The organism is Endozoicomonas sp. 8E, from assembly GCF_032883915.1.
In the GTDB taxonomy this organism is placed as follows: Bacteria; Pseudomonadota; Gammaproteobacteria; order Pseudomonadales; family Endozoicomonadaceae; genus Endozoicomonas_A.
In genome coordinates this window covers 2,373,098-2,391,689 of sequence record NZ_CP120717.1, presented here as the reverse complement: position 1 = coordinate 2,391,689, position 18,592 = coordinate 2,373,098, and the positions used below count along the sequence as shown (strand labels likewise).

At 48.4% G+C, this 18,592-nt stretch carries 3 protein-coding genes; all 3 read left to right on the top strand.

Annotated elements, in window-relative coordinates; genetic code table 11:
• Nucleotides 1–29: 29 nt before the first annotated feature.
• The 3 genes from P6910_RS08165 (at nucleotide 30) to P6910_RS08155 (ending at nucleotide 18,588) form a co-directional block, all read left to right on the top strand.
• Nucleotides 30–6,242 (top strand): hypothetical protein, encoded by a 6,213-nt coding sequence (locus tag P6910_RS08165; protein ID WP_317145776.1) that lies wholly within the window; start codon nucleotides 30–32, stop codon nucleotides 6,240–6,242.
• Nucleotides 6,243–6,507: 265 nt separating this feature from the next.
• Complete coding sequence (locus tag P6910_RS08160; RefSeq protein ID WP_317145775.1) at nucleotides 6,508–12,819, top strand: hypothetical protein; 6,312 nt, start codon at nucleotides 6,508–6,510, stop codon at nucleotides 12,817–12,819.
• Nucleotides 12,820–12,900: 81 nt separating this feature from the next.
• Nucleotides 12,901–18,588 (top strand): hypothetical protein, encoded by a 5,688-nt coding sequence (locus P6910_RS08155; protein ID WP_317145774.1) that lies wholly within the window; start codon nucleotides 12,901–12,903, stop codon nucleotides 18,586–18,588.
• The last annotated feature ends 4 nt before the right edge of the window (nucleotides 18,589–18,592 follow it).

The window sequence follows — 18,592 nt, the reverse complement described above, 5'->3', positions numbered from 1 at the left end:
ATAAAAGTACCCCGCTCTGAGGTAGTGGAATGACAAATGCTCACCCCAAGGTATTAAGTCTTGCAGTGGCCATTGCAATCAGCTCTTCCATTATTAGCACACAGGCACTGGCCGATCGCAGGCTGCAGACAAAATCTGTCAAGATTCTGGTCGATGAACGTACCGAGTATACCCAGAGTGACGTCATGGTTCGACCGACTGCAGGTCTTGACCAGCAGCCAATACCGAAATGCTTTACAACCACCTACCCTTATCAGGTTCGAGACAGTGTGGACCATCATCTTCCCACTATAAGTTTTACAGAAGTTCTTCATAATATTGATGGTGACGTTGCCACTGTTGATCTGTTTGAAACAGACGAAAATAACCTTGCTCAGAAATACACCAAAGTTCTGAAGATAGGTGATGAGGGCGTCTTCAGATTTACCCATAACCTTGAAGAAAAGGAACTGTTCATTGAAGTCAGAACCGGAATGACCGATCAGGATTCAGTTAAGGCTGTTCGAGCAGAATATCCTGGCCTTTTTGGCATGGAATCGTTGACGAAAATCGCCCCCCCTCATCGACTGGCTGAATTGCTGGAAGCTGCTAATGACAGAGCAGGAAACCTCGGCACCAGTGACCACTATGTCCCCCTTGCCACCATTGAAGTAGAAAAAATTGAAGTGAACGGACGCACCTTCATGCGTCTTATCGCGTCAGGCGATCAGGCCCCTGAACTGCATAGTCTAGGTCAATCACTGTTTGTCAATGACGAGGCTCTTCTGGCGGCGGCCACCTCTGCCTATTTCCAGGTTCATGTTCTGGAAGAGGATTTACAACAGCAGGCTCTTAATGAACTGATGGCGCACAGCAAACCCGTCGGCTATGTTGTACACGTCGGGGATGGCGCACAGGTTTCTCCTGTACCTGCGGGTTATCCAAAGCTGGAAGTCGCAGAAGCTACGGAGGAGGTTATTGTTTTTCATGGTCAGAAGCTGAATCCCCATGATAGCGCTTTTGTAGAAAAGCTCCACAACCTCTGGCAAGAAGCTGAGGGCAATAACCTGGCCCCTGCATTGGTAGCAAAGATTAATAGATTTAAGGTCAACAGCTATCAGCACGTTATTCGAAGCAGGCAGATGGCGGTGTTGGAGGAGCTTGCTGCACGGCACGGTGCTGAAGTGAGCGAAAGTCAACCGCCGACGCTGACAAACGAAGATAAACGGTCGGCATCTGCGCTAGCATTCTACGAATATCTCCAGCAGGCATTGGCCAGTGCCAGTCAAGATCGGGCAACTACGACAGTAGATTTTGAATTTACACTGGAAAACATCAGAGCCGCCTCGTCTGCCATCACGCCAACCTGGCTGCAGATTCAACTGACAAATCACTTCAGCTTCAAACCCGTACTGAGAGGCCTTCTGAGTAATCAGAATGTTGTTCAGGGTATTATGGGTCTTGTACCCGTTGTCGACGAATCACAGCTCAATGTTTCTTACGACAACGACCGCTTTGTTTTCAGAGTCCTGAGCGACATGGCCAGGCAGCTGATTGAGAGGGAAAGGAAACTGACAGACCAACTGAAAAGAGAATGGAAACTCACCAAGGTAAACAACCACTTAAAGATCATGTTGGGGAAAGCCAGTCCCATTGAAAAGCAAAAGCTCGTAGTACTTCAGCTTAAGCAGCAAGCTGAGCATGATCTTCAAGATCTTCGTGGCACAACGGAAAGAGCGCGAATCCTGTTACGGGGATTCCGGCAGAAAGTCGAACGAATCCCGGAACTGGAAAAACAACTTCGAAATACCAGAGCGGATGCCACAAAAGCCCGCAACGCCCGACTGGCAGAAGAGCTTGGCATTGAAAACTGGGATGATAGCCAGCCGCCAGAAAAACAAACCAGACTCATCACTATAAGAATTCATGAAATCAACCAGGCATTGGCGGTAAGAGGACCGGCAAGAGGACAGCCTGAGGGAGATTCTATAGAAACAACACCGGCGGCTCTTCAGCACCAGAGCGCCAGAAAAGAGGCTGAAATCAAAGCCTGCTATAAAACCCTTGCCGCACATTTAAACCTTCAGGATTTTGATAGCAATGCAGATACTGACGTTCAACTCGACCACCTGCTTCGGAGAATTGAGGTACTGAACGCTCAATTACAGGGTAAACATATACTGAATCTTCAACAAAAAAGCCTGTTTGACAGATTTCAGTCACTGAATACCCAGGGCAATACTCGCAACGAAGATCAGGAACATTTGCTTCAGAAAATCCGGGCACTGATTGCTCAATGCTGTATGGAAGAACCTGACGTCAAAACCGGGCAAGATGGTCTGGCACTGATTTTAAGTGTCAGGCTGGATGACAGCGCGATGGAAGAACACCCTGCACTGCAAACAGCCATGTATAAGAGGTTCCACAGTCTTGACTATTTAGATGAAGAGCTGAAAGACATCAGAACACCAGGCCACCCCAAAGCCATGCCTGCAGTACTGGAGAAACTGTCTGACGTGGAAAAAGCCCTTGATATGGACGACCTCATTAGTCAGGAAGATGTGTATTACCGTCGGAACGCCATTTCTGAGGTAATTCAGGCACGTCTGGCAAAAATCAGGCAGCGAGAGGAGGAAGTGGCTCTGAAATTGCTGAAAGCAGCAGAAGAAATACTCAACATCGAAGTCAATAATGAAGATCAGAAAACAGCAAGGCTTGCCAGGGTTCGAACAAAACTTGACAGCGGTGATGTCACAGAAGCCATGGTGGATGAGATAGAGCATTCACTCCGGAAAGAAGACATCACATTCTGGAGCAAAAGTGGGAACACAAAACTCCAGGACCTTCAAAGGAGTCTTGACTTTTATGTCGAAAATATGAACAGCGTGGCCAGAATACAACTGTCAAGTATCCTCAAAATTATAGAGGACAGACTGCACATCTACGAGTTCGTACGCGATGAGGCTAATGAAAGAGGCAGGGCTTTCGTTGCTAAACTGGCCAATGATCTGGGGGTAATACTCAGAAGAAAAGCCTACCTGCCTGAAAACGAGTATGTCTTTGAAAACAAAATTTTGGCAATACTGGCAGAAGTAGACGAAGCCTTTGATAATGAGGATGTCAGAAGAAGCAGAAACAATGAAATCGCTCATCAACTCAACATTGAGTCCTATAAAGATGACGCCAGCATAGACGACCAGAACATTTTAATTGAACAAAAACTCCTACAGCTTTATGAAAAAGCTACCAAAGCAGGTGTTACCACCGTTGATGAGCATATCACAGCCATTAATGCTGAGCTTGACAGGCAAATGGCCCGGCTGGGACCTAAACTTCGATATGTTCTTGATCGCGAGCTGGCCAGCGCCAGACAAACCGTACAAAAAGCTGAAAGTGAACTGGCAGCCGCTCATCGCAGGCTGATTGCTATTCGTGGCAAACACATATTATTTGTGGGGCGTCCCGCTGAGCTACAAGACCTCTCCGATGAAGAGAGCATGGCTCTCAATCAGGCAATGAAACAAGTTCAGATAGAGTTGGGTCTGGCAGCTGTTGACGAACAAACACCTCAGGAGCGATTAAGGGGCTTGAGGCATTTTCTGCAGGGGTACAGTAGAGAGAGACGGGGTGAAATCCTCAATGAAGTGAAGGCCGAAACAGGTCTGAGCATCCAGATCCAGATAAAGGATGACTTCGATTCAGTGGCAGACGCTGATGGCCTTTTTAGCCTTGTAGCCTTTCCAGATTCTGATGGTCAGGATGAAGACAATGAAGCATTGGGTGAGCTGCTTTTAACCAGGAAACAGTACTGTCAAATCGGGGAGTTCCTGAATGAGCACTACAGAAAAAGCATTAAACTGGGGGATGCACGGCTTGAACAGAGGAAGGCAAAAGAGAATCTGGATCGTAAAGAAAAGGAGATGGTCGATCCTGACGACATCGATCAGAAAGCTAAAACCCTGCATATGAACGAAATCGACAGGCTGAGCTTAGTATTGAAGCAGGCAAATGATGCTGTATCAAAAGCAGAAAAAGCTCTGTTGGATCATCATAAAGCGAGTCTTGACGCCACTGAGGAAGCTGCGGGCCTCAAACCAGACTCTACTGACACCCGTGAACACCGAATTAATGCCCTGAAAAACAAAAAGCTGCAACTGGGCGGGCGTGATGGTAAAGGCGGCAAGCGTCGTCAACTGACTCAGGAATGGATTCATCTGCAAGCTGGGATTGGAGCCAGGAAAGCAGACATTGAGAGAATGAAGGAAGTCCTGAGGGCTGCAGAGGAAGCGGTCGAAAATGACGGCGGCCCCTTTCAGTTCACACCGAGACAGGTAAAAGTTCTGACCGATATGGACACCTTCACAGAGCAGCACCCTCTCAGGCAACAGGCTCTGGATGCTGCACTGGGCCTGGCAGAATCAGCAATCAAAAACGGTAAAACAATACCCAGCCTTGCGACGTTTGATTTTAACAATGAACTTGCACCGACCCGCTTGCAGACGCTGGTCGGAGACGATCTGAGGTTTAATCAGGCCAGTCGGATTGTAGAAGTCTTCAAAAGCCTGAAGTCGAGCTTCCCGCACTACCCTGCCGAGCCTTCAGAAGATCAGCCTCAGAATGTCATTGAACAAGTCCAGGCTCTGGCAGACAGGGCCAGGAATGAGATGAAAACCGGGGCTCAACAATACGACGATGAAATACGCGGCATGGGCAAAAGAGCCATTCACTTCGTCGAGCATAAACCTGGGGATTTGAAAGGCTTCCAGGAATACTTCGCAGCCCATTCTGCCAGTGGCAACAAGATCATAGCTCTGCTGCGTGAAGGACTGATCAACAAGATTGAACTTGGGAACTACATAAAGGCCGTCAGAGGAATGGATGGTTATCAGACAGTGGACGAATTTGAACATTTCCTTGGCTACCAACACGGCGTCAATCTGCCTGACTTCAAAGCCTTTGTCCAGAGGCTTTCCGACAAGGGTGTTGATGAATTCGTGCAAAGTGTCTTTATTCCTGTGACTGCGACTGGCCCGGCGGGTATGAAAGAGTCGGTTGCCGGCATGAAAGAGTACGCTGCTGCGGTCATCGCCAACTATGTTCTTGACGATATTGCCTTTGATAATGGCCGCAGGACAGCAGCGTTTCTGGCCAATGTTCAGGATACCCTGACGCCTTATGCCAATGCTGCCGGACTATCGGAGTCAGACCTGATCAAGATTATCCATGACACACTGATGAAGGCTCACGCCGCAGCGGTAGAGCAGCAGCTGAATGAGTACTGGGTCAAACCTTCAGCCTTTCTGGTTCAGGCTGTCACCTGGTACTTCTCCAGCTACAAACCCCTGCTGGCGACCCACACCACCTGGCAGGCTGCCGGGCTATCCCTCTCTAACATGTCATTCCTTTATCTTCTGGATCTGACCTACAGGGGTGATTACCTGCATCGGATGCTGACACCTTTCCAGCACTGGCTGGAACACTACGGTGTTGATCTTGACCGAACCAGCCAATATGTCTGTCACAGTGGAATTGAACAAATCTCTGAAGTAGGTGGGCTGGCCATGCCATTAGGTAAGGCCGCATCCTCGGTCATTCTGCTGAGAACCGGCTCCATGCTGTTTGCCAGACAGTACAACGCCAACTCGCAGATGTATCGCAGCATTTCCCGTCTGGTGCCGGAAATAGTGAAATCCATGGGTTCCGGACAAGGGGTTCAGGTACCGCTGTTGCACCGGGCGACACCACAAAAAGTGAAAACTCTGGCCTCGGCTGCAGCCGGTCTGGTGCTGAGCCCGCTAGCTGGCTTCGGAACATACGCCCACGGTCTTTTATCCGGATTTACCTACGCCCAAACCTTCGGATTCGCGCTGGCATCGAGCCTCACTTTCGACTTCTTTATGAACGACAACAAGATGCTCACTCAATGGCTGGGTGGGCCTCTGGGACGGAGTCTTGACAAAGTTAATCGCTGGCTGGGCGTAGGTGAAATGGACGATAAATATGTGAAACGTACGGCTATTGCCGCACCTCAAGGCTTCAGAGAAACCGATCAAGAGTATGCGAACCGTGTTAAAGCTAACAACACGATGTATGGCTGGACTCGACACGAAAATTACCTGCAGTTCCGTGAACGCCGTGATCGCACCATGAAGCTGTTCGAGAATGGCTGGGAGAAATACTTCAGGGAGAATATGCCTAAGTGGTCGTTCTCCCATGCAGAAAGTATTCCTTACTTCTACACTCTTGGAGTCTTTGACGAATAGCAAAAGGGCGATAATCAGAAAGTTCACGGTCATGACAAGAGAAATGCCTCTCAATCAAGCTTTCCACCTGCAACCTCAGCAGACCACTATGATACCAGTGAATATTTCAGCTCACCGGAACAGCCATGAGCGACTAACAGCCATGAGCGATTGACAGCCATGAGCGATTAATTAAAAGTCATCAGCGATTTTAAAAGTTGCTTCCTCACCCGGTAAGGCAATCACTTTTCACAGTAATAAAAGTACTCAGCTCTGAGGTAGTGGAATGACAAATGCTCACCCCAAGGTATCAAGTCTTGCAGTGGCCATTGCCATCAGCTCTTCCATTATTAGCACACAGGCACTGGCCGATCGCAAGCTGCAGACAAAATCTGTCAATATTCTGGCCAATAAACAAGCCGAGTATATCCATAGTGAAGTCATGGTTCGGCCAACTCTCGGGCCTGACGGGCAGCCAATACCGAAATGCTTTACAACCACCTACCCTTATCGGGTTCAAGACAGGGTGGACTTTGATCTTCCCACCGTAAGTTTTACAGCAGTTCTTTATAGGATTGATGGTGGCGTTGCCAGTGTTGATCTGTTTGAAACAGACGAAAATAACGTTGCTAAGAAATACACCAAAGTTCTGAAGATGGGTGATGAGGGCATCTTCAGATTTACCCATAACCTTGAAGAAACAAAACTGGTCATTGAAGTCAGAGCCGGAATGACCGATCAGGATTCAGTTAAGGCTTTTCGAGCACGATCTTTTTTGCTATCTGACATGGAGGAAACGTTAACGAAAGTCACCAACCCCGGACGACTGTATGAATTGCTGAAAGCGGTTAATGACAGAGCAGGAAACCTCGGCACCAGTGACCACTATGTCGCCCTTGCCACCATTGAAGTAGAAAAAGTTGAAGTGAACGGGCGCACCTTCATGCGTCTTATCGCGTCAAGCGATCAGCCCCCTGAACTGAAAAGTCTGGGTCAATCGCTCTTTGTCAATGACGAGGCTCTCCTGGCAGCGGCCACCTCTGCCTATATTCAGGTTCATGTTTTGGGAAAGGATATACAACAGCAGGCTCTTAATGAACTCTTAGCACAGAGCAAACCCGTCGGCTACGTTGTACACGTCGGGGATGACGCACAGGTTTCTCCTGTGCCTGCGGGTTATCCAAAGCTGGAAGTCGCAGAAGTTCCGGGGGAGGTTATTGTTTTTCGTGGTCAGAAGCCGAATCCCAATGATACCGCCTTTGTAGAAAAGCTTCACAACCTCTGGCAAGAAGCTGAGAGCAATAACCTGGCTCCTGCATTGTCAACAAAGATTAATAGATTTAAGGTCAGAAGCTACCGATACGTTATTCGAAGCAGGCAAATGGCAGTGTTAGAGGAGTTTGCTGCACGGCACGCTGCTGAAGTAAGCGAAAGTCAACCGCCGACGCTGACAAACGAAGATAAACAGTCGGCATCTGCGCTTGCATTCTACGAATATCTTCATCAGGCATTGGCCAGTGCCAGTCAAGATCGGGCAACTACGGGAATAGAATTTGAATTCACACTTGAAAACATTAGAGCCGCTTCGTCTGTCATCACGCCAACCTGGCTGCAGATTCAACTGACAAAACACTTCAGCTTTAATCCCTTACTGAGAGACCTTCTGAGTAACCAGAATGTTGTTCAGGATATTATGGGTCTTGTACCCATTATCGACGAATCACCGCCCGATGTTTCTTACGACAACGACCGCTTTGCTTTCAAAGTCCTGAGCAACATGGCCGGGCAGCTGATTGAGGGGGAAGGCAAACTGACAGAGCAGCTGAAAAGAGAAGGCAAACTCACCCAGGTTAGCAACCACTTAAAGATCATGTTGGGCAAAGCCACTGCCATTGAAAAGCAAAAGCTCATAGTACTTCAGCTTAAGTATCAGGCTGAGCATGATATTCGAGAGTATCTTGACGTAACGGACAAAGAGCTAAGCCCGTTACGGAAACTCAGGCAGAAAGTCGACGCAATCCCGGAGCTGGAAAAACAAATTCGAAATGCCAGAGCGGAAGCCACAAAAGCCCGCAACGCCCGACTGGCAAAAGAGCTTGGCATTAAAAACTGGGATGATAGCCAGCTGCCAGAAAAACAAACCAGACTCATCAGTATAAAAATTCATGAAATCAACCAGGCATTGTTGGCAAGAGGACCGGCAACAGGACGGCCTGAGGGAGGTTCTGCGGAAACAACACCGGCGGCTCTTCAGCACCAGAGCACCAGAACAGAGGCTGAAATCAAAGCCAGCTATGCAACCATTGCCGCACTTTTAAACCTTCAGGATTTTGATAGCAATGCGGATATTGACGTTCAACTCGATCAGCTGCTTTGGAGAATCGCTTTACTGAATACTCAATTACAGGGTAAACATGAGCTGAATCTTCAACAAAAAAGCCTGTTTGACAGATTTCAGTCACTGAATACCCAGGGCCATACCCTCGACGAAGATCAACAACATTTGCTTCAGAAAATCCAGGCACTGAATGCTCAATGTTGTTCGGAAGAACCTGACGTCAAAACCGGGCAAGATGGTCTGGCACTGATTTTAGGTATCAGGCTGGATGACAGCACAATGGAAGAACACCCTGCCCTGAAAACAGCCATGTATAAGAGGTTCCGCAGTCTTGAATATTTAGATGAAGAACTGAAAGACATCAGAACGCCAGGCCACCCCAGAGTCATGCCTGTAATACTTGAGAAACTGTCTGACGTGGAAAAAGTCCTTAAGATAGATGACCTCATTAGTCAGGAAGATGTGTATTACCGTCGTAACGCCATTTCTGAGGCAATTCAGGCACGTCTGGCAAAGGTCAGGCAGCGAGAGGAGGAAGTGGCTCAGAAATTGCTGAACACAGCAGAAGAAATACTCAACATCGAAGTCAATAATGAAGATCACAAAACAGCAAGGCTTGCCAGGGTTCGAACAAAACTTGACAGCGCTGATGTCACAGAATCCATGGTGGATGAGATAGAGGATTCACTCCGGAAAGAAGACATCACATTCTGGAGCAAAATAGGGAACACAAAACTTCAGGATCTTCAAAGGAGCCTTGACTTTTATGTCGAAGAGATGAACAGCGTGGCCAGAATACGACTCATAAGTACACTCAAAATTGTAGAGGGCAAGCTGCACATCTTCTACTTTGTACACGAAGAGGCTGATGAAAGAGGCACGGCTTTCGTTGCCAAACTGGCCAATGATCTGGGGGTAGAACTTAGACGGAAAGCTCACCTGCCTGAAAACAGGGATGTTATTAAAAACAAAATTTTGGCATTAATGACAGAAGTAGACCAAGCCTGTGACAATGTGGATGTCAGAAGAAATGAGGATGTCAGAAGAAGCAGAAACAATGAAATCGCCCATCAACTCAGCATTGATTCCTATAAAGATGACGCCGCTATAGACGACCAGAACATTTTAATTAAAGAAAAACTCCAGGAGCTTTATGAAGAAGTTCCCAAGGCAGGTGTTACCACCGCTGATGAGCATATCACAGCCATTAATGCTGAGCTTGACAGGCAAATGGCTCGCCTGGGACCTAAGCCCCGATATGTTCTTGATCGCGAGTTAGCCAGCGCCAGACAAACCTTACAAAAAGCTGAAAGCAAACTGGCAGCCGTTCATCGCAGGCTGATTGCTGTTGATGGCAAACACGTGTTATTTGCTGGTCGACCTGCCAACCTCCGGGATCTCCTGGATGAAGAGAACCTGGCTCTCAATCAGGCAATGAAACAAATTCAGACAGAGTTGGGTCTGCCTGCTGTTGACGAACAACCCTCTGAGGAGCGATTAAGGGACTTCAGTCTATTCCTGTGGGGACACAGCGAAGAAATACAGGGTGAAATCCTTGATGAACTGAAGGACAGAACAGGTCTGAGCATCCTGATAAAGGATGACATCGGTTCATTGGAAAACGTTGTTTACTGCATTGCCATTCCTTATACAGAATCTCATATTCAGAACGAAGACAATGAAGCATTGGGTGAACTGTTTTTAACCAGGAGAAAGTACGTTCAAATCAGGGAATTCGTGAGTCAGCACAACATAAAAATCAGTAATTTGGTGAATGCACAGATTCAACGGTGGAGTGCAAAAGAGAAGCTGGAGCATAAAGAAAAGGAGATGATCGATCTTGGCGACATCGATCAAAAAGCTAAAACCCTGCATATGAATGAAATGGACAGGCTGGGCTTAATCTTGAAGCAGGCAAGTGATGCTGTATCAAAAGCACACAAGGCTCTGGTGGATCATGAAGCGGCTCTCGACGCCACTGAAGAAGCTGCGGGTCTCAAACCAGACTCCAGTGACACCTGTGAACACCGGATTAGTGCCCTGGTAAAAATATATTTACAACTGGGCGGGTATGACGGTTTCGGCGGCAAGATCCATGAACTGCTTCAGGAAAAGATTCGCCTGAGAAGTCAGATTGGAGCCAGGAAAGCAGACATTGAGAGAATGAAGGAAGTCCTGAGGGCTGCAGAGGAAGCCGTGGAAAACGACGGTGGCCCCTTCCAGTTCTCGCCGAAACAGGTCAATGTTCTGGCCGATATGGACACCTTCACACAGCAGCACCCTCTCAGGCAACAGGCTCTGGATGCTGCACTGGGCCTGGCAGAATCAGCAGTCAAAAGCGGTAAAACAGTACCCTGCCTGACGACGTTCGATTTTAACGATCAATTTGCACCGATTCGTTTACAGGCACTGGTCGAAGACGATCTGACGTTTAATCAGGCCAGTCGGATTGTAGCAGTCTTCAAAAGCCTGAAGTCGAGCTTCCCCCTCTACCCTGTCGAGCCTTTAGAAGATCAGCCTCAGAATGTCATTGAACAAGTCCAGGCTCTGGCAGACAGGGCCAGAAATGAGATGAAAACCGGGGCTCCACAATACGACGATGAAATACGCGGCATAGGCAAAAGAGCCATTCACTTCGTCGAGCATGGACCAGGGGATCTGAAAAGCTTCCCGGAATACTTCGCAACCCATTCTGCCAGTGGCAACAAGATCATAGCTCTGCTGCGTGAAGGACTGATCAACAAGATTGAACTTGGGAACTACATAAAGGCCGTCAGAAGAATGGATGGTTATCAGACAGTGGACGAATTTGAACATTTCCTTGGCTACCAACGCGGCGTCAATCTGCCTGACTTCAAAGCCTTTGTCCAGAGTCTTTCCGACAAGGGTGTTGATGAATTCGTGCAAAGTGTCTTTATTCCTGTGACTGCGACTGGCCCGGCGGGTATGAAAGAGTCAGTTGCCGGCATGAAAGAGTACGCTGCTGCGGTCATCGCCAACTATGTTCTTGACGATATTGCCTTTGATAATGGCCGCAGGACAGCAGCGTTTCTGGCCGATGTTCAGGATACCCTGACGCCTTATGCCAATGCTGCCGGACTATCGGAATCAGATCTGATCAAGATTATCCATGACACACTGATGAAGGCTCATGCCGCAGCGGTTGAGCAGCAGCTGAATGAGTACTGGGCCAAACCTTCAGCCTTTCTGGTACAGGCTGTCACATGGTACTTCTCCAGCTACAAACCGCTACTGGCGACCCGTACCGCCTGGCAGGCTACCGCGCTGTCCCTCTCAAATATGTCGTTCCTCTATCTTCTGGATCTGACCAACAGGGGGGATTACCTGCATCGGATGCTGACACCTTTCCAGCACTGGCTGGAACACTACGCTGTAGATCTTGACCGAACCAGCCAATATGCCTGTCACAGTGGAATTGAACAAATCTCTGAAGTGGGCGGGCTGGTCATGCCATTAGGTAAGGCCGCATCCTCGGTCATTCTGCTGAGAACCGGTTCCATGCTGTTTGCCCGACAGTACAACGCCAACTCGCAGATGTATCGCAGCATTTCCCGTCTGGTGCCGGAAATAGTGAAATCCATGGGTTCCGGACAAGGGGTTCAGGTACCGCTGTTGCACCGGGCGACACCACAAAAAGTGAAAACTCTGGCCTCGGCTGCAGCCGGTCTGGTGCTGGGCCCGGTAGCTGGCTTCGGAACATACGCTCACGGTCTTTTATCCGGATTTACCTACGCCCAAACCTTCGGATTCGCGCTGGCATCGAGCCTCACTTTCGACTTCTTTATGAACGACAACAAGATGCTCACTCAATGGCTGGGTGGGCCTCTGGGACGGAGTCTTGACAAAGTTAATCGCTGGCTGGGCGTAGGTGAAACGGACGATAAATATGTGAAACGTACGGCTACTGCCGCGCCTCAAGGCTTCAGAGAAACCGATCAAGAGTATGCGAACCGTGTTAAAGCTAACAACACGATGTATGGCTGGATGCGACACGAAAATTACCTGCAGTTCCGTGAACACCGTGGTCGCACCATGAAGCTATTCGAGAATGGCTGGGAGAAATACTTCAGGGAGAATGTACCTAAATGGTCGTTCTCCCATGCAGAAAGTATTCCTTACTTCTACACTCTTGGAGTCTTTTTCGAATGGCAGAAGGGCGATGATCAGAAAGACCACGGTCATGATAAGAGAAATTACCATCAATCAAGCTTTCCATCTGAAACCTCAAGATCACCATGAGCGATTTTAAACGTTGCTTCCTCGCCCGGTACGGCAATCACTTTCCACGGTAGTAAAAGCACTCAGCTCTGAGGTAGTGGAATGACAAATGCTCATCCCAAGGTATTAAGTCTTGCAGTGGCCATTGCCATCAGCTCTTCCATTATTAGCACACAGGCACTGGCCGATCGCAAGCTGCAGATAAAATCTGTCAATATTCTGGCCAATGAGCAAGCCGAGTATATCCACAGTGAAGTCATGGTTCGGCCAACTCCCGGGCCTGACGGTCAGCCAATACCGAAATGCTTTACAACCACCTACCCTTATCAGGTTCGAGACAGGCTGGAATTTGATCTTTCCTCTATAAGTTTTACAGAAGTTCTTTATAGGATTGATGGTGGCGTTGCCACTGTTGATCTGTTTGAAACAGACGAAAATAACCTTGCTCAGAAATACACCAAAGTTCTCAAGATGGGTGATGAGGGCGTCTTCAGATTTACCCATAACCTTGAAGAAAAGGAACTGCTCATTGAAGTCAGAGCCGAAATGACCGATCAGGATTCAGTTAAGGCTGTTCGAGCAGAATATCCTGGCCTGTTTGGCATGGAACCCTTAACGAAAATCGCCACCCCTCATCGACTGGCTGCATTGCTGGAAGCTGCTAAAAAGAGAGCAGGAAACCTCGGCACCAGTGACCACTATGTCGCCCTTGCCACCATTGAAGTAGAAAAAGTTGAAGTGAACGGGCGCACCTTCATGCGTCTTATCGCGGCAAGTGATCAGCCCCCTGAATTGCATCGTCTGGGTCAATCACTGTTTGTCAATGACGAGGCTCTCCTGGCAGCAGCCACCTCTGCCTATTTCCAGGTGCATGTTCTGGGAGGGGATTTACAACAGCAGGCTCTTAATGAACTGTTGGCACACAGCAAACCCGTCGGCTATGTTGTAAACGTCGAGGATGGTGTAGAGGTTTCTCCTGTGCCTGAGGGTTATCCAAGGCTGGAAGTTGCAGAAGCTCCGGGGGAGATTATTGTTTTTCATGGTCAGAAGCTGAATCCCCATGATACCGCCTTTGTAGAAAAGCTCCACAACCTCTGGCAAGAAGCTGAGGCCAATAACCTGGCTCCTGCATTGGTAGCAAAGATTAGTAGATTTAAGGTCACAAGCTACCAGCACGTTATTCGAAGCAGGCAGATGGCGGTGTTGGAGGAATTTGTTGCACGACACGGTGCTGAAGTAAGCGAAAATCAACCGACGACGCTGACAAACAAAGATAAACGGTCGGCATCTGCGCTTGCATTCTACGAATATTTCCAGCAGGCATTGCACAGTGCCAGTCAAGATTTGGCAACTACGGAAATAGAATTTGAGTTCGCACTTGAAAACATCAGAGCCGCCTCGTCTGCCATCACGCCAACCTGGCTGCAGATTCAACTGACAAATCACTTCAGCTTCAAACCCGTACTGAGAGGCCTTCTGAGTAATCAGAATGTTGTTCAGGGTATTATGGATCTTGTACCCGTTGTCGACGAATCACAGCTCGATGTTTCTTACGACAACGACCGCTTTGCTTTCAAAGTCCTGAGCGACATGGCCAGGCAGCTGATTGAGAGGGAAAGCAAACTGACAGACCAGCTGAAAAGAGAATGGAAACTCACCCAGGTAAACAACCACGTAAAGATCATGTTGGGGAAAGCCAGTACCATTGAAAAGCAAAGGCTCATAGTACTTCAGCTTAAGCATCAAGCTGAGCATGATCTTCGAGAGCTTCGTGGCTCAATGGAAAGAGGGCTAAGCCTGTTATGGGAATATCGGCAGAAAGTCGAACGAATCCCGGAGCTGGAAAAACAACTTCGAAATGCCAGAGCGGAAGCCACAAAAGCCTGCAACGCCCGACTGGCAGAAGAGCTTGGCATTGAAAACTGGGATGATAGCCAGCCGCCAGAAAAACAAACCAGACTCATCAGTATAAAAATTCATGAAATCAACCAGGCATTGTTGGCAAGAGAACCGGCAAGAGAACCGGCAAGAGAACCGGCAGCAGGACAGCCTGAGGGAGATTCTCCAGAAACAACACCGGCGGCTCTTCAGCACCAGAGCACCAGAACAGAGGCTGAAATCAAAGCCAGCTATGCAACCCTTGCCGCACATTTAAACCTTCAGGATTTTGATAGCAGTGCGGACATTGACGTTCAACTCGACCACCTGCTTCGGAGAATTGAGGTACTCAATGCTCAATTACAGGGTAAACATATACTGAATCTTCAACAAAAAAGTCTGTTTGACAGATTTCAGTCACTGAATACTCAGGGCAATACTCGCAACGAAGAGCAAGAACATTTGCTTCAGAGAATCCGGACACTGAGTACTCAGTGCTGTATGGAAGAACCTGACGTCAAAACCGGGCAAGATGGTCTGGCACTGATTTTAGGTATCAGGCTGGATGACGGTGCGATGAAAGAACACCCGGCACTGCAAACAGCCATGTATAAGAGGTTCCGCAGTGTTGAGTATTTAGATGATGAGCTGAAAGACATCAGAACACCAGGCCACCCCAAAGTCATGCCTGTAGTACTGGAGAAACTGTATGAAGTGGAAAAAGTCCTTGATATAGATGACCTCATTAGTCAGGAAGATGTGTATTACCGTCGTAACGCCATTTCTGAGGCCATTCAGGCAAGTCTGGCAAAAGCCAGGCAGCAGAATGAGGAAGTGGCTCTGAAGATGCTGAAAACAGTAGAAGAAATGCTCAAAATCGAAGTCAATAATGAAGATCACAAAACAGCAAGGCTTGACAGGGTTCGATCAAAACTTGACAACGCTGATGTCTCAGAATCCATGGTGGATAAGATAGAGCATTCACTCCGGAAAGAAGACATTATATTCGTGGGAAAAAGGGGGAACACAAAACTCCAGGACCTTCAAAAGAGTCTTGACTTTTTTGTCGAAAAAGTGGATGGACGTACCGTAAGGCAACAGGCAAACATACTCAAACTTATAGAGACCAGGCTGCACATCTACGACTTTGTACGCGATGAGGCTGATGAGAAAGGCACGGCTTTCGTAACTAAACTGGCCAATAATCTGGGGGTATTACTTAGAAGGAAAGCCTACCTGCCTGAAAACAAGGATGTTATTGAAAACAAAATTTTGGCATTAATGACAGAAGTAGACGAAGCCTGTGACAATGTGGATGTCAGAAGAAGCAGAAACAATGAAATCGCCCATCAACTCAACATTGAGTCCTATAAAGATGACGCCACTATAGACGACCAAAATATTTTAATTAAAGCAAAACTCCAAGAGCTTTATGAAGAAGTTCCCAAAGCAGGTGTTACCACCGTTGATGAGCATATCACAGCCATTAATGCTGAGCTTGACAGGCAAATGGCCCGGCTGGGACCTAAACCCCGATATGTTCTTGATCGCGAGCTGGCCAGCGCCAGACAAACAATACAAAAAGCTGAAAGTGAACTGGCAGCCCTTGAACAGAGGAAGGCAAAAGAGAATCTGGATCGTAAAGAAAAGGAGATACCAGACTCTTCTGACACCCGTGAACATCGGATTAATGCCCTGAGAAACAAAAAGCTGCAACTGGGCGGGCGTGATGGTAAAGGCGGCAAGCATCATCAACTGGTTCAGGAATGGATTCACCTGGAAGATGAGATTGGAGCCAGGAAAGCAGACATTGAGAGAATGAAGGAAGTCCTGAGGGCTGCAGAGGAAGCCGTCGAAAATGACGGCGGCCCCTTCCAGTTCACGCCGAGACAGGTAAAAGCTCTGACCGATATGGACACCTTCACAGAGCAGCATCCTCTCAGCCAACAGGCTCTGGATGCTGCACTGGGCCTGGCAGAATCAGCAATCAAAAACGGTAAAACAATACCCAGCCTTGCGACGTTCGATTTTAACGATGAATTTGCACCGACCCGTTTGCAGACGCTGGTCGGAGACGATCTGACGTTTAATCAGGCCAGTCGGATTGTAGAAGTCTTCAAAATCCTGAAGTCGAGCTTCCCCCCCTACCCTTTCGAGCCTTTAGAAGATCAGCCTCAGAATGTCATTGAACAAGTCCAGGCTCTGGCAAACAGGGCCAGAAATGAGATGAAAACCGGGGCTCCACAATACGACGATGAAATACGCAGCATGGGCAAAAGAGCCATTCACTTCGTCGAGCATAAACCTGGGGATCTGAAAGGCTTCCCGGAATACTTCGCAGCCCATTCTGCCAGTGGCAACAAGATCATAGCTCTGCTGCGTGAAGGACTGATCAACAAGATTGAACTTGGGAACTACATAAAGGCCGTCAGAGGAATTGATGGTTATCAGACAGTGGACGAATTTGAACATTTCCTTGGCTACCAACACGGCGTCAATCTGCCTGACTTCAAAGCCTTTGTCCAGAGGCTTTCCGACAAGGGTGTTGATGAATTCGTGCAAAGTGTCTTTATTTCTGTGACTGCGACTGGCCCGGCGGGTATGAAAGAGTCGGTTGTCGGCATGAAAGAGTATGCAGCTGCGATCATCGCCAACTATGTTCTTGACGATATTGCCTTTGACAATGGCCGCAGGATGGTAGCCTTTCTGGCCAATGTTCAGGACACACTGACACCCTACGCCAATGCTGCCGGGCTGTCTGAAACAGAACTGATCAAGGCTATCCATGGCACATTGCTGCAGACTCATGCCGCAGCGATTGAATATCAGCTCAATAATTACTGGGGCAAACCTTCAGCCTTTATGGTACAGGCTGTCACCTGGTACTACTCCAGCTACAAACCTCTGCTGGTAACCCACACCGCACTGCAGGCTGCCGAGCAGTCTCTCTTGAACATGTCATTCCTCTATCTTCTGGATCTGACCCACCGGAGTGATTACCTGCACCGGATGCTCATACCTTTCCAGCACTGGCTGGAAGGCTACGGTGTTGATCCTGACCGAACCGGGCAATATGCCTACCACAGTGGCATTGAACAAGTCTCTGAAGTGGGCGGTCTGACCATGCCATTAGGTAAAGCCGCTTCCTCCGTCATTCTTCTGAAAACCGGCTCCATGCTCTTTGCCAGACAACACAACGCCAACCCTCAAATGTATCGCAGTATTTCCCATCTGGTGCCAGAAATAGTGAAATCCATGGGCTCCGGTCAAGGGGTTCAGGTACCGCTGCTACACAGAGTGACACCACAAAAAGTAAAAACACTGGCCTCGGCCACCGCCGGCCTCGTGCTGGGCCCGGTAGCCACTGTCGGAGCGTACGCCCACGGCCTTATATCAGGGTTTACCTATGCCCAAACCTTCGGATTCGCGCTGGCGTCGAGTCTCGCTTTCGACTTTTTTATGAACGACAACAAGATGCTCACTCAATGGCTGGGTGGACCTCTGGGTCGCAGTCTTGACAAGATTAATCGCTGGATAGCCGTGGGTGAAACGCAGGATAACTATCTGCAACGTACGGCTATTGCTTCGCCTCAACGCTTCAGTGAAACCGATGAAGGATATGCAAACCGTGTGAAAGCAAGTGACATGATGCATGGCTGGACTCGACACGAAAATTATCTGCAGTTCCGTGAACGCCGTGATCGCACGATGAAGCTATTCGAGAATGGCTGGGAGAAATACTTCAGGGAAAATGTGCCTAAATGGTCCTTCTCCCATGCAGAAAGTATTCCTTACTCCTACACTCTGGGTGCCCTCTATGGCGGCTGGCGAGAGGGCGATAATAAAGCTCACGGTCATGATCAGAGCAATGCCCCTCAATCGGGGCCTCTATCTGCAACCATGACCCACTGACAGC

What these genes read in the sequence shown, in the direction of transcription:
- P6910_RS08155 (WP_317145774.1), top strand. Translation starts at nt 12,901, where the DNA reads ATGACAAATGCTCATCCCAAGGTATTAAGTCTTGCAGTGGCCATTGCC.
- P6910_RS08165 (WP_317145776.1), top strand. Translation starts at nt 30, where the DNA reads ATGACAAATGCTCACCCCAAGGTATTAAGTCTTGCAGTGGCCATTGCA.
- P6910_RS08160 (WP_317145775.1), top strand. Translation starts at nt 6,508, where the DNA reads ATGACAAATGCTCACCCCAAGGTATCAAGTCTTGCAGTGGCCATTGCC.